The sequence below is a fragment of the Acinetobacter variabilis genome (assembly GCF_000369625.1).
In the GTDB taxonomy this organism is placed as follows: domain Bacteria; phylum Pseudomonadota; class Gammaproteobacteria; order Pseudomonadales; family Moraxellaceae; genus Acinetobacter; species Acinetobacter variabilis.
In genome coordinates this window covers 168,555-182,387 of the sequence record NZ_KB850111.1, presented here as the reverse complement: position 1 = coordinate 182,387, position 13,833 = coordinate 168,555, and the positions used below count along the sequence as shown (strand labels likewise).

General features: G+C 44.6%; 16 protein-coding genes. 9 read left to right on the top strand and 7 right to left on the bottom strand.

Annotation, left to right across the window (positions count from 1 at the left end; all coding sequences use genetic code 11):
• Positions 1-193: 193 nt before the first annotated feature.
• The 4 genes from F897_RS00880 (at position 194) to F897_RS00865 (ending at position 3,612) form a co-directional block, all read left to right on the top strand.
• Complete coding sequence (locus F897_RS00880; RefSeq protein WP_005232302.1) at positions 194-2,182, top strand: ATP-dependent helicase; 1,989 nt, start codon at positions 194-196, stop codon at positions 2,180-2,182.
• Positions 2,183-2,265: 83 nt separating this feature from the next.
• Positions 2,266-2,517, top strand: a complete 252-nt coding sequence (locus tag F897_RS00875) for an RNA recognition motif domain-containing protein (protein ID WP_005232301.1) — start codon at positions 2,266-2,268, stop codon at positions 2,515-2,517.
• A 208-nt stretch (positions 2,518-2,725) separates the two neighbouring features.
• Positions 2,726-3,229, top strand: coding sequence for a DUF6586 family protein (locus F897_RS00870; protein WP_005232300.1), 504 nt, complete (start codon positions 2,726-2,728; stop codon positions 3,227-3,229).
• A gap of 104 nt (positions 3,230-3,333) precedes the next feature.
• The gene (locus tag F897_RS00865; protein ID WP_004781893.1) at positions 3,334-3,612 is read left to right on the top strand and encodes a hypothetical protein; all 279 of its coding nucleotides are present in this window, start codon (positions 3,334-3,336) and stop codon (positions 3,610-3,612) included.
• A gap of 201 nt (positions 3,613-3,813) precedes the next feature.
• Here F897_RS00865 and F897_RS00860 read toward each other — a convergent pair whose 3' ends face one another.
• From F897_RS00860 to F897_RS00845, 4 genes are all read right to left on the bottom strand, one after another.
• Entirely contained in the window at positions 3,814-5,541 is a 1,728-nt protein-coding gene (locus F897_RS00860) for a cation:proton antiporter (protein WP_005232299.1), read from the bottom strand.
• Between the two features lie 153 nt (positions 5,542-5,694).
• Positions 5,695-5,850 (bottom strand): 50S ribosomal protein L33, encoded by a 156-nt coding sequence (rpmG, locus tag F897_RS00855; RefSeq protein WP_001205031.1) that lies wholly within the window; start codon positions 5,848-5,850, stop codon positions 5,695-5,697.
• A 16-nt stretch (positions 5,851-5,866) separates the two neighbouring features.
• Positions 5,867-6,103, bottom strand: coding sequence for a 50S ribosomal protein L28 (gene rpmB / locus F897_RS00850; protein WP_000048256.1), 237 nt, complete (start codon positions 6,101-6,103; stop codon positions 5,867-5,869).
• 165 nt (positions 6,104-6,268) lie between these two features.
• Positions 6,269-7,717: a coniferyl aldehyde dehydrogenase gene (locus tag F897_RS00845; RefSeq protein WP_005232298.1), complete on the bottom strand. Its 1,449-nt coding sequence runs from the start codon at positions 7,715-7,717 to the stop codon at positions 6,269-6,271.
• 115 nt (positions 7,718-7,832) lie between these two features.
• On the opposite strand from F897_RS00845, the gene F897_RS00840 reads away from it, so the two are divergent.
• The 5 genes from F897_RS00840 to F897_RS00820 all read left to right on the top strand — a co-directional run bounded on the left by F897_RS00840 (position 7,833) and on the right by F897_RS00820 (position 11,503).
• The gene (locus F897_RS00840) at positions 7,833-8,552 is read left to right on the top strand and encodes a TetR/AcrR family transcriptional regulator (protein WP_034580311.1); all 720 of its coding nucleotides are present in this window, start codon (positions 7,833-7,835) and stop codon (positions 8,550-8,552) included.
• Between the two features lie 61 nt (positions 8,553-8,613).
• Positions 8,614-9,480, top strand: coding sequence for a formyltetrahydrofolate deformylase (gene purU / locus F897_RS00835; RefSeq protein WP_005232297.1), 867 nt, complete (start codon positions 8,614-8,616; stop codon positions 9,478-9,480).
• Positions 9,481-9,673: 193 nt separating this feature from the next.
• On the top strand, positions 9,674-10,450 hold the full coding sequence (locus tag F897_RS00830; protein WP_005232296.1) for a hypothetical protein: 777 nt from the start codon (positions 9,674-9,676) through the stop codon (positions 10,448-10,450).
• Positions 10,451-10,475: 25 nt separating this feature from the next.
• Positions 10,476-11,099 carry a MotA/TolQ/ExbB proton channel family protein gene (locus F897_RS00825; RefSeq protein ID WP_004781903.1) on the top strand — a complete coding sequence of 208 codons (624 nt, stop codon included), beginning with the start codon at positions 10,476-10,478 and terminating at the stop codon, positions 11,097-11,099.
• Positions 11,099-11,503, top strand: coding sequence for an ExbD/TolR family protein (locus tag F897_RS00820; protein ID WP_004781905.1), 405 nt, complete (start codon positions 11,099-11,101; stop codon positions 11,501-11,503). Before F897_RS00825 ends, F897_RS00820 begins: the two co-directional genes overlap by 1 nt.
• A gap of 89 nt (positions 11,504-11,592) precedes the next feature.
• Here the strand turns inward: F897_RS00820 and msrA are convergent, their stop codons facing one another.
• The 3 genes from msrA to F897_RS00805 form a co-directional block, all read right to left on the bottom strand.
• Positions 11,593-12,117, bottom strand: a complete 525-nt coding sequence (msrA, locus tag F897_RS00815; RefSeq protein ID WP_004781907.1) for a peptide-methionine (S)-S-oxide reductase MsrA — start codon at positions 12,115-12,117, stop codon at positions 11,593-11,595.
• A gap of 98 nt (positions 12,118-12,215) precedes the next feature.
• Complete coding sequence (locus F897_RS00810; protein WP_005232292.1) at positions 12,216-12,677, bottom strand: META domain-containing protein; 462 nt, start codon at positions 12,675-12,677, stop codon at positions 12,216-12,218.
• Between the two features lie 103 nt (positions 12,678-12,780).
• Positions 12,781-13,827, bottom strand: a complete 1,047-nt coding sequence (locus F897_RS00805) for an Lnb N-terminal periplasmic domain-containing protein (protein WP_005232289.1) — start codon at positions 13,825-13,827, stop codon at positions 12,781-12,783.
• Positions 13,828-13,833: the final 6 nt, after the last annotated feature.

Here is a 13,833-nt window from a genome sequence, read left to right as displayed (position 1 = left end):
TTGAGTTCGCAAGGTGACAAAAATCCTTTGCTAGGTTGAGGGTATATCCCTATACCCCAATCCAGAAGACGGCATTCATGCCGTCAACCCTATAGCGAATTAAGAATAAAAGTTCGGTCTGTTTCAGAGCAGCTCAAAGCTATAATAAGAGTGATCTGTTAAACTACACCTATCCACAGAATGATGAGTGAAAATGAGTTTAGCCACCCTGATTGATGAATTAAATCCCCAACAAAAACAAGCTGCGACGACTGATGCCAAGCACAGTCTGGTTTTGGCTGGGGCGGGCTGTGGCAAGACCAAAACTATCGTGGCGCGTGCAGCTTATCTGATTGATCAGGGTGTACCAGCGAATCAGATTCAGATTCTGACCTTTACTCGTCGTGCGGCGAGTGAAATCGTGGCACGGGTGGAGCTGGCACTCGGTGAACAGGCCAAAGGCTTACGTGCATCGACGTTTCATACCTTCTGTATGTATCTGCTGCGCCGAATTCCAAAGGCTTTTGGTCTGGAACAGTTTTCAATTATTGACCGTGATGATCAGCTGATGATATTCCGTCTGATTCGCGGGCGTGATGACAAGAAAAATCCGAATTACCTGCCAAAGCCACAAGAACTCTGTGATTTATATTCTTTTGCGCGGAATACCCGGCAAAAACTGAGTCTGTCTTTGGAAAAGCAGATGCCGGAATATCTGGGACTCAAAGACCAGATTGCCGACATTATGAAGGAATATGAAGCACGTAAGCGTGCGCGTAGCTTTCTGGATTATGACGATATCCTCGCTGTGGTGGCGACTGCTTTGGCACAGTCTGAAGGTCTGGTGGACTATGTGGCTTCGATCTGTCGACATATGCTGGTGGATGAAATGCAAGATACCAATCCACTGCAATGGGCATTGCTGGAACCTCTCAAAGAACATATTAGCCTATTCTGTGTTGGGGATGATGCGCAGTCGATTTATAGTTTCCGCGGTGCCGATTTTGAAAATATTCACCATTTCAAAGAGCGTGTGCCGGATGCAAAAATTTTTAAACTAGAAAAGAATTACCGATCAACCCAGGAAATTCTGGACCTGTCCAATTGGTTACTGGATCAGTCCGAAATCAAATATGACAAACGTCTGGATGCGCATCGTGGTGAAGGCATTAAGCCGAAGATGCACATTTTCCCGAATGAATTTGATGAAGCCAAATGGATCGCGATTGATATAAAAGAGCGCCATTATCTGCAAGGCAGCAAATGGTCCGATCATATGGTGCTGGTACGTTCCAGTTATGCAGCGCGACATATTGAAGCAGCTTGTATCGCGGCCAATGTTCCGTATCGATTCATCGGCGGGATGAAACTCTTAGAAACTGCACATGTAAAAGATCTGCTCAGTCTGTTGCGTGTGGTGGCGAACCCGCTGGACGATATTGCCTGGATGCGGTTTTTAACGTTGTGGAATGGTGTGGGTGATGTCGGAGCGAGTAAGCTGTCACAGCAACTTTTAGCTGAGCCAGAGATGGATATCATTGCCGACAAGCTGGAAAAATTTGGCAAGATCCCGCTAGAAACCATTCTGATTATGAAGCAAATGGCGGTACTCAAAACCGAAGTACAGGTCTGTGTTGGTCTGGCAGTCCAGGCGATTGAAGCACAACTGGGCGAGAACTATAAAAAGGACTGGAATCGCCGTCAGGGTGATTTTGAATTGGTTAAACAGCTAGCTTCTAAACATGCTCAAGTGAGTGATTTTCTGGAAGAGTATGTGCTTGATCCGGTCTCTATTTCTGAAATTGAACGCCAGTCGGATACGGATGTGGTGACCCTCATTACCATTCACTCGGCCAAGGGTACGGAACAGAAAGTCTGTTATGTGGCCAATGTCACGCCGGGACAATATCCGCATGCACGGGCGCAAGGGGATTTCGATGATGTCGAGGAAGAGCGTCGTGTGCTGTATGTAGCGTTGACTCGTGCACAGAATGAGCTCATTCTGACCAAGCAAAACCTCAATCACTGGGCGCGTGAAACGGTAGATGAGCAGGGACGTAAAATTGAAAGCTATTTTCTTAATGATCTGAACCGCAATTTATGTGTCACAGAAACCCATTACAAAACCCGTCAACAGACTGTGAAAAGTGCTTTAATCGAGCGCCAGTCGATTAATTTAGATTTTGGGATTGATCTCGATTAAACTATCCTTTCTGGGTTTGACGCAAAAAGTAGAGTAGGCACGTGCTTTTTGATTATTTTTGCCTATCTTCTTAAGGTTATCCGATGAAAATTTTAGTTCGTAACTTGGCACGCACTGTAACAGAAGCTGAATTGCTGACCCTGTTTCAGCAATACGGTACTGTTGAATCTTGTGCGCTAGTCATGGATGCAGAAACAGGCAAGTCTAAAGGTTTTGCTTTCGTAGAAATGCCACATGGCCGTGAAGCTGTTAAAGCAATTAAAGGTTTAAATACACTGCGCCTGCATGGTCAGGGGATTCGTGTGAAGCAAGCTGAAGAAAAGCCACAGGCTTAATAATACCTTATAAAAAAGAGCATGTGTGATGCTCTTTTTTTTGCCCTTAAAAAGGTTTGGATTTTTACTGAAGAGTCAATATCAGCAGTCTGAAGTATCAAGATCATGCAGAATAGATCGACAGCGTAGACAATCTTGCATTGCGTAATGCGAGCGTACGTTTTACTTTATAAGAGCCAAAATTTGTTTTAATGCTTAGGAAATCTCGATGACACGAGTTGCTCGCTATCATGCGGACCGTACCAATCAAAAACTTTATTTCACCCGTCTGGCCTGTCAGCAGGCTGAACAGACTGATCATGTGCAGCAGGCACAAGCTCATCGTGAAGCTGCCGTATTTCATCTGCATGGGGCACTGTTGGCCTTTTTACAGGAACTGGTACGCTATTACCGTCTGAATGACCTGAGCCCGACGCTGAAATCAATTGAAGAGCTCATGGCGACTAAGGGTCAGGTATCACCTGAAGTGACCGTATTACAGCATTTATCCAAAGATGGTTTTCTGGCTGAGCTGAAACGTGCTTACCGTCTCTGCCAATATGCGCCCGAGCCAAGTTCGCCACAACCTGAAGACGAAACTTCTTCAAATCTCATCATTAAAGTCACACAGACACCACAAGCCTGGTTACCTGATACTGCTATATTACGAGAATGGCATCGTGACCTGACGCAGCTTATTGATGGTTTTCGTAATGAGATGGTTGAATTTTAATCTGATCAGCTGTACTTGAAATTGCGATTATTAACCCTATATCAATTACTCTAATGATGCAAAGTGCAATCGCTCTTTGCCACCATGTTGAACATGGAGGATATATGTCTATAGAACAGTTGAAAGATTTATTTGGTAATCAAGACGCGATTTTGGAACTCGTTCAACTTGAAGGTGGCGCGTTGGCATTACGAAATGCGGGCTCAAAAAAACAGCCATTAGTCATGATTCAGTTTAATGACGAGGTGAAAGCCCTGTTGGGTGATCAAACGCCTGTGATTGCACAACACATGATTCAAGCCGCTTTATATGGTTTGCTGGAACAGCAGGTCAATGAATGGCAAGCTGAAGTTGTGGATGAAGAGCCAAAATATATGAGCTAAATTGCCTACCCTGGCGAGCAGGAAAGCACACTTGAAGTGTGCTTTTTCTGTTTTTATGAAATAAAAAAATAGAGAATAAGAGAAAAATTAAGTCGGTTAAATTAGAGAAGCAATTTAAAATTTTATAGTTTAGCGATCTGATAAATTTCAGTCCAATCAATAAAAAAAGAAGTTGCCAATTCTGACAACTTCTTTAAAAAATCAGCCTGAATAATGCGTAGGTGGATGGTTATGCGCAATCTCGATCTGGTTCAAAATATGATTGCTCATATTTCTCGCCATCTCCTCTTTGGCATAGTACACCTCGCCAATATTATCACGGCGAATGACTTCAGCTTCTTCTTTGCTTTCCGCACACAGCAGGATCTGAATGGCAGGGTTTAGGGTCTTGGCAATATCCACGATTTTGTGGATATCAATAATATCCATTGGTGAGATCACCAGTAGACGTGCATGCTGAATATGAGCCTGAATCAGCACACCAGGTTCAGTTGCGACACCAGAAACTGCTGCAATGCCTTTTTTACGCAAGTTTTCTACGATCTCACGATTTTCTTCGGCAATCACGACCTTGATGTTTTGTTCCATCAGTGACAGGGTAATCCGACGACCGACTTCACCATGCCCGACAATCACCACCTGATCGCGCAGATAGTCCTGTGAGACTTCATCGGGTAGCATGGCAAGCGGGTCACCACTACGCTCCAATAAGCGCGCCAAAGACGAACGTTCGCGAATCCATTTTTGTACCGGTTCCACTGCCGAGAAAATAAACGAGTTTAGGGTAATTGAAATCAGGGCACCCGCCAGAATCAGGTTTTGCCCATCGAGTGATAATAGATTTAGCGATACACCAAGTGCGGCCAGAATAAAAGAGAATTCACCAATCTGTGCCAGAGAAGCACCGACGGTAAGCGCCGTATTGATTGGGTAGCGGAAGAACAGCACCAGTGCCATAGCCGCGATGGTTTTACCAATCATGATAATACCGAGCACCGCCAACACATGAAGCGGCTGATCCATCAGAATACGCGGATCAAACAGCATGCCGACCGAAACAAAGAACAGAATCGAGAAGATTTCACGCAACGGTAAGGTTTCTTCCTCAGCACGGTGGCTGAAGTCAGACTCTTTGACCACCATCCCGGCAAAGAATGCACCGAGTGCCATGGATACGCCAAAGACCTTATAAGCCCCAAAGGCAATCGATACGGCTGCAGCTACGACAGTTAAGGTAAATAGCTCACGTGAGCCTAAACGTGCGACTACTTGCATGATCATTGGAACTAAACGTTTACCAATAATGAGCATGAAGGCAATGAAACCGGCTACTTTGAGCAAGGTAATACCTAAGGTGATCCAGACATTCTGATCGCTACTACTACCTTCCAGTGCCTGACCACCGAGAAGTACTGCAGTTGCGGGTAATAATACCAGTGCCAGCACCATGACCAGATCTTCAACCAGAAGCCAACCGACTGCAATTTTCCCGTTAATGGATTCGAGCAGGCCACGATCACCCAGGGCTTTGAGAAGCACGACGGTACTGGCACAGGACAGACTTAAACCAAAGATCAGGGCAGAGCCAAAATTCCAGCCCCAGAGCATGGAGACCCCGACCCCGAGCAGTGTCGCGACTGCAATCTGTAAGACTGCACCCGGCAAGGCAATACGCCTGACCTGCATCAGGTCATTGAGAGAAAAGTGCATCCCGACACCAAACATCAGGAACATGACGCCAAGTTCGGCCAGCTGGTTCGCCAGATGCACATCTCCGACCACGCCTGGGGTGTTCGGGCTAATTAGAATCCCGGCAACCAGATAACCAATCAGTGGGGGAAGGCGTAGACGTGCAGCGATATAGCCAAAAACCAAGGCCAAGCCAAAACCGACAGCTAACAGAATAATGAGCTCTACGTCATGTGGCACTAAACACTCCTTTAAAATAAATTTTATGAAATTTCAATTTTTTATGGGAAATAAGCACAGAAAATGCCAGAAGAAACAGAAAGTTTATCAAGCCGCATAAAAAAAATGCAAAAAAAAACGACCGGGAAGGTCGCTTTTTTCAAAAAACTAAAATTATTTGATTTTAGCTTCTTTGAAGATTACGTGTTGACGGATTTTTGGATCAAATTTTTTGATTTCCATTTTTTCCGGCATAGTACGTTTGTTCTTAGTAGTGGTATAGAAATAACCTGTACCAGCTGAAGAAACTAAGCGAATCTTATCACGCATTGTCCTGACTCCTTACTTAGATCTTTTGACCTTGAGCACGAAGGTCAGCAACAACCTTTTCAATGCCCAATTTGTCGATAATACGCATACCTTTAGTGGTTAAACGAAGACGTACAAAACGTTTTTCGCTTTCTAACCAGAAACGGTGGTGGTGCAGGTTCGGCTCGAACCGGCGCTTAGTTTTGTTGTTGGCGTGTGAGACGTTGTTACCAACGACTGGACGCTTGCCGGTAACTTGGCAAACCTTAGACATGGTGTAACTCCATTGATTTAGCCAACAGCAAATCTGTATGGCCAGTCAAAAATAAACGGATTGAATTCATTCAAGGGGCGTTTTATATCAAAAATGCGCTTAAAAGACAAGCGATTTTATCTAAAACGAAGCATGAGCCCGTGTGATAGCTCATGCCTTGATCATTTATCGAAGAAGTGTCTTCGAAATCAGCTTATGGATCGGCTTATTAAACGGAGGCAGAATGTATTTCAAGCTATACAGCTTAGGATTCGACATTACTGACCGTTCATGCGACAAACTGAAGAAGCCTTCTGGCCCATGATATTTACCCATACCGGAAGCACCGACACCACCAAATGGCAGATCGTCCTGTGCGACATGGGTTAATACAGTATTTTGCCCGAAATGCCCTGAATGGGTACGCTGTGCGACATAATCAGCACGCGCCTGATCAAAGTCGAAATAGTATAATGCAAGTGGACGCGGACGGCTATTAATAAAGTCGATGACGTCGTCAATTTGATCATATTCCATGATCGGCAGGAGCGGCCCAAAGATTTCATGCTGCATGATCTGCATGCTTGGCATGACATTGGTTACAAGAGTCGGTGCAATTTTACGCAGGTCTGCTGGCGATTCATTACGCGGATTGATTTCAATAATCTGCGCACCTTGCTCACGGGCATCATCCAGATAACCTTGCAAGCGGTTGTACTGTTTGTCATTGATAATCGAGGTGTAATCCTGATTATGGCTGATGTCCGGATACATGCTTTCGACACAGGCTTTAAAATGATCGATAAACTCGGCAGTTTTGCCACGTGGCAGGAACATATAATCCGGCGCTACACAGGTCTGTCCGGCATTCCAGAGCTTGCCCACGGCAATACGCTGAGCCACATCACGCAGGTCAATCGATGGATGCACCAGTACAGGGGACTTGCCACCCAGTTCCAAAATTACTGGTACCAGATTTTCAGCAGCCGCTGCCATCACGGTTTTACCGACAGCTGTTGAACCGGTAAAGATCATCTTGTCAAAAACCAGTCGGCAGAAGGCATCAGATACCGTACCGCCACCATTCACCACGGCAACCAGTTCTTTAGGAAAAGCTTCAGCTAAGGCTTTTTCCAATACCTTGCCAAAAGCAGCCGATGAACTAGAAATTTTGATCATGGCATGGTTACCCGCAGCCAACGCACAGATCAGAGGGCCGATGGATAATAATAAAGGGTAGTTCCACGGCGCGATGATGCCGATCACGCCTAGAGGCTGATACTGTACCCAGGCTTTTGCCGGCTGGTGAATAATACCGACATGACGCTTGGACGGTTTCATCCAGCCGGTCAGGTTTTTGCTGTAATATTTAATATGTTCAAGACAAGTCAGTAACTCACCAATTTTGGTTTCCCCGACAGAGCGGTTACCATAGTCCTGATTAATTGCATCGGCAAATTGATCTTGATACTTAACTAAGATACGCTTAAGCCGAGCTAAACGATCGATACGTTCCTTTGCAGTCGGCAGTGGGTAGCGTAAGTAGGCGTGTTTTTGTTGAGCCAGAATTTCATTGAGGTGCTGGCTATCAAGAAAATGTGGTGTCATTGAAGTTGTTTTTGTGTGACTGTTCATGCCGCACTACCATTATTCAAAATCGATTAATTAATTTTTAGAGCAAATACTCTAATTAGTCAAGTTACTTTGTGTGTTAGCCTTGCTAATGCATGAACTGAATGGTTATTTTAGGATGTCCCAAACCAAAACGTTAAAAACCAAAGAGCGTATCTTACAGCTCAGCTTGCAGTTGTTTAATGAACGTGGCGAACGATCTGTAACCACCAATCATATTGCTGCTGAACTCGGCATGAGTCCAGGTAATCTGTATTACCATTTCCGTAATAAAAATGAAATTATCAAGGAACTGATGGAGCAGTATCAGCATCAGACGCTGGAAATGCTAGCACTTCCGGAAGATCGTGCTCTGGATGCCAATGATAAGATTCATTATTTTCAGGTACTGAGCAGTCAGCTTTGGGCTTATCGTTTTCTGCACCGTGATGTATACCATCTGGTCGAAAATAACGAAGATTTCCGCAAGCTTTATCCGCGTTTTGCTGGACAGGTCATGCAGCAGGGACAAAAAATTTATAAAGCCTTCGTAAATGCCGGCTTGATGGAAATGACCGATTCAGAAATTGAAGCGCTGATCATTAACCTATGGATTGTACTGACCAACTGGACCAACTTCCTGTATATGTCGGGGCATATTACCGATTCCAACACTCTGGAAGAAAAATGGGTCTGGCAAGCACTGCGTCAGATGGTGTTTCTGGAAGGTGCTTACCTGCGTGGTGAAAGCCGTCAAACGTATGAGAGCCTGCTCAATTCGTTTGGTTCTTCAGAGCTATTTGCCAGTCTATCGTCGCCTAAACCGCCTGAATCTGAACAAACTATTCAGAATATCTAAGAAACGCGTTAGAATACTCGGCTTATTTTTTTAATTTAACTAATTAGTGACCTTAACCAACATGAATATGACGACTGCTAATACCGCACGTTTATTGATTACTTGTGAAGACAAGCCGGGCATCGTGCAGGCTGTTTCAAGCTTCTTGTATCATCAGGGTGCCAACATTACGGCGCTTGATCAATACGCGACAGCAGCGCAGGGCGGACGTTACTTCATGCGTGTTGAGTTTGAACTGGACAATCTGCAAAGCCGTAAAGAAAGCCTGTTGCAGACTTTTGCTGCCAATGTTGCAGAGCGTTATGGCATGCACTGGCGTCTGGCACTGGTTAGTGATGTGAAAAAGGTCGGTATTCTGGTCTCTAAAGTCGACCATGCGTTGCTTGAACTGCTATGGCGTCATGCACGCGGCGGTCTGCCATGTGAAATCACTAAAGTAGTATCTAACCACGAGACTCTACGTGAATCAGTCGAAAACTTCGGTATTCCGTTTGAAGTGGTTCCGGTGACCAAAGAGAACAAACGTGAAGCTTATGCACAGATCGATGAACTGATGCAGGGCAACGATCTGCTGGTATTAGCCCGTTATATGCAGATTCTTGATGAAGAGTTCGTAAGTAAATGGGAAATGAAAGTGATCAATATTCACCATTCATTCCTGCCAGCGTTCGTGGGTGCCAATCCTTACAAACAAGCGTATGACAAAGGTGTAAAACTGATCGGTGCAACTGCACACTATGTGACAGCTGATCTGGATCAGGGTCCAATCATCGAGCAGGATGTAGAGCGTGTGAACCATGACTTTACTGTGGAACAGCTGCGTGAACTGGGTCAGGACGTTGAACGTAATGTACTGGCACGTGCAGTGAGATGGCATCTGGAAGACCGTGTCATTGTCGACGGCAATAAAACTGTCGTGTTCCAATAAGCACTTGCATCTCTGTTTAAAAAAGGCATACTTTAAGTATGTCTTTTTTGTTTGAAACAAAAATAATGGAGAAAAGTGGGATTAGTAGTTGCAAATGAAAACACTTCTCATTTATTATTGGCGTACTTTAATTGTGCTAACCGATGAGCTTGATAGTTTGTTTCGTATCATCTCTTCGAGGTAAATAGATTTAATGAGTCAAGTTGCTGCTCCCATGACACCACCACCGTCAAATCAGATGAAAAAGAAAGTCGTTTCTATTCTGGCGGCGGTTCTGGTTGGACACGTGGGTCTTTTATGGGCAGTCAGCCAGATGAAAGCACCTGAACTGAAACCAGTCGATAAAGAGCCTCTAAAAGTCCGTTTCGTCAAACTTCAGGAAGCACCAAAACCTTTACTACCGAAGCCAAAGCCGCCAGAGCCTAAACAAGAGCCAACAAAGCCGAAAGAAGTTAAAATTGTAGAAAAACCGCTGCCACCGCCACCCAAAAAAGTAGAAAAAATTGAGCAGGTGAAGAAAGCAGAAACGCCTAAACCTGTTACTGCACCGCCAGTTGAAGCCAAACCGGCACCAAGCCCAGTGGTTCCTGCGGTCGTGACTGAAACTAAAAAAGTAGCACCTGCACCTGTGCCGGTTGCGCCACCAGCACCTGTCGCACCGCCGGCTCCACCTGCTCCGCCAGCACCAAAAAGTGTTGCAATTGGCGGCGGCGTATCGTGGCAGCGTGCACCAAAAGTGTCGCTCTCGGCAGGAGAGTTAAAATCAGCCTGTTCATTGATGGTGGATGTATCTGCAAATGAGCAGGGGAAAGTGGTCTCTGCGACCGCACGAAATTCGAGTTGTAGTCCGGCCGTTACGCGCAAAGTTGAATCAGCGGTACGTCGTGCACAACTGACCAAATATATTGAAAATGGTGTGGCTTATCCAACCCGAGTGGAACAGCCTTTCGATTTTCAGATTACCAAATAACGGCTAACCCATTAGGAGTTCGAATATGAACTTTTCAGTTTATTGGCAACATGCTGATGCAGTCAGTAAGACACTGTATTTCGTGTTATTGGCAATGTCGATTGCGACATGGACCATTTTTGTGCTGCGTTTAATGGGCACTCGCCAACTTAAACAGATTGCCTATGCTCAATTATCTAAAGCATTAGGACAATTGAAAAATAAAATGACTCCTTTGGCATTTGAACAACGTAAAGCTGTAGCTGAGCAGGCTTTATTGCGTCAGATCGCATTAGAAAAAGGCAATGCAGAAAAAGGTGTATCCGTCCTAGGTACCATCGCTTCAATTTCACCCTTTGTCGGTCTATTCGGTACAGTATGGGGGATCTTTCACGCACTGGTTGCCGTGGGTAAGAGTGGTCAGGCAGGTCTGGCACAAGTAGCGACTCCAGTGGGTGAAGCGCTAATCATGACCGGTCTGGGTCTGGCTGTGGCAATTCCTGCAGTACTTGCATATAACATCTGTGTACGTGTTAACCGTACTTTAAGCAATGAATTGCAAGACCATGCGCATAGCTTATTGATTGATACCATGTTGCAACAGGATTCTTCTGCAAAGAAGGCTGATGCAAAAGTAGCACAAGACAGTTTAGTTGGAGGTCAAGCTTAATGGCTTTTCAATTGGGTGAAGACAACGATACAGGCATGAATGAGATGAACCTCATTCCTTTGATCGACATCATGTTGGTATTGATGATCATCTTTCTGGTGACAGCGACCGTTGCGAACCCATCAATTCCATTAACTTTGCCGCAAACCACTGCAGAAATTATTGACCTACCACCTGAAAATGTCACCATTAGCATCAATGCCAAAGGTGATGTAGCGTGGAATGGCGATGTACTGACCCTGGATCAACTTGAAACCCGTTTCAATGAGGCGAGCCAGGCACAGCGTCAACCGACCATCGTATTGAAAGCAGATAAAGAATCACGTTATGACACTGTTGCTCAAGTGATGTCACGCGCGAGTGGAGCCGGACTCAGCGATATTGCCTTTGCAACCGATAATTAATTTTTTGCTCTCAAATAAAAAAGCGACTGATCTCAGTCGCTTTTTTATTGCCTTAATTTAATAGGGCATATGATCAAGCAGAATCCAGTCTAATGAGTTTTAAGCAGCGTCATAAACTTGTGTTGTAATTTATTCAGCTTGGGCGGAATCGCAAAATTACAGTAACCCTGATTCGGATTCTTGGCAAAGAAATTCTGATGATATTCTTCGGCAGGATAGAAAGTCGGTGCAGGGCTAAGTTCAGTCACAATATTCAGCCCTTCAGCTTTTAATGAATCTATTGTGAGCTGTGCAGTTTCTTTTTGCTCATCATTAAAATAATAAATCACAGAACGATATTGCGTGCCGACATCATTGCCCTGACGGTTTAATGTCGTTGGATCATGGGTTGCGAAAAAAACTTCGAGCAACTGACTATACGTAATCTGATTTTCATCAAAATCGATCAGGATCACTTCGGCATGATTGGTATCACCGCCACAGACTTGCTCATAGGTCGGATTAGGATTTTGTCCGCCCGCATAGCCACTGACGACCTTCTGTACGCCCTGAAGCTGTAAAAATACTGCTTCGGTACACCAAAAACATCCACCACCAAATAGTGCTTGTTGCATGGTTAAGTCCTCATCATTGTAGAGTGCTGATTATTGAATGTTCATATGAGTATGAAAGATATAAAGCCTGCACGACACAGGCTTTTTGTAGTCAAAACTTAGCGAGGCTGTACTGCACTTTCTAACTGAATGAGTAAATTGCCATGACGGTCCATTAATTTCAGGGTTTTACCGTAGACCTGATAATGGGTCACTTTGCTCAGTGCCTCCTTAAATTTTTGATCCAGACCGTCATTATCCAGACAAGCCATTTCGGTACTCGCCATCTGGCTTAAGTTGAGAGTATCTTTACCGGCAGTGTAGCTGCCCATGATACGGTTACAGCCATCTGCGCCAGACACGCGTTGAGTCACTGCATCGAATTGCAGACTTGGAATATTGCGTGCTGTCGGTGCTGTAGTAATTTCGGTATTACCAATCTGGTTCACAATCCAGGTACGATTTTGCAGGAGCTGTAAATTATTTTCAGTTTTGACTGATGAGGTACTAGGTACAGTTTCACAACCCGACATTGCAAAGACTGAACCTAAAATCATGATTGCTGTTAATTTTTTTAGCATGAGAGAGACTCTAATTCTGAGTTAGCTATTTGTATATAAACAAAAAAATTAAATATATGCCAGTTGATTTTGTATCTTTCTTTAAGTTAGATAACTTGGAAAATTATCTGGAATTCGACTCAGGTAGGCCTTGACGCAGGCGTTGTGAATACTCCTGACTGGAGATCTGACCGGTATCTCTAACTCGTGGATTAACGTGTGCACGCTGATACCAGGTTTGTATATCCCAGCGTTGATCTAGCGCTTTTAAATCATATAAATAATCAGGTAAATACCCAGAAGCCAGCAAGCGGTAATCTGAAGGAAGCTGTTGTTGAGATACTGCCTGAGCCATATCAAAGACCAGAGTCGTGCAGTTACTGCTCAGGGTGTTATACCATTTAGGCTCTTTGGCCAGTTCATCAGCCTTACGCAGATATTCTTTAAATAGGGCTTGAGCTTCTGCTTGCGGCATTTTTACCGGAAAAAAGTAGACCTGCTCGCCACGAATATTGCTACGCGTATATACAATATCTTTCTCATCTGAGGCGACCAGACTTAGTTCATATTTTCGGAAGAAGCCGCCAATGGCAGAAAATTTCTCATCCTTTTCTTTGCGAATTTCGATCGAGAAGACGAGTGGTTTCTGATTGGCAAAATCAAAACTGACCAGCGTATGGGCAATTTTAGGCCCCATCCAGTAAGAGGTAATGATGTTTACTCCGGTAATGTCGTTCAGGTCAAAACTCCGGCTTTCCCAGCGTTCGGTATATTGCCCCTCTGCTTGCCAGTCAAAATTACGGATATTGTGCAAGGTGACTTGATTGCCTTGCTGCTCATAGGAGAGCAGTCGGGAAACTTCAGGATTCCAGTCACGATCCTGACGAGGCTCCATGCTTAAATAAGCCAGTAAGCTGAACAGAAAGGCCAGCAAATAAAGCACTGTATCCACCTGTCGGGAAATCAGATGCTTGGTGAAATAAATGCCCAAGACCACACAGGCAAACACAAGCCAGAGACCAACCAGAATGATGCTGCCAATTTTGCCCAAGGGTTGTTGTACCCAGAGCATCAGGCTCAGCCAAAGGCTTGAACACAGGACAAATACACTAAACAGACTCCCTAATAACCACAGGCTCCAATGCTTTTCTGAATTGTCTTGTCCTTGCATGTTCGA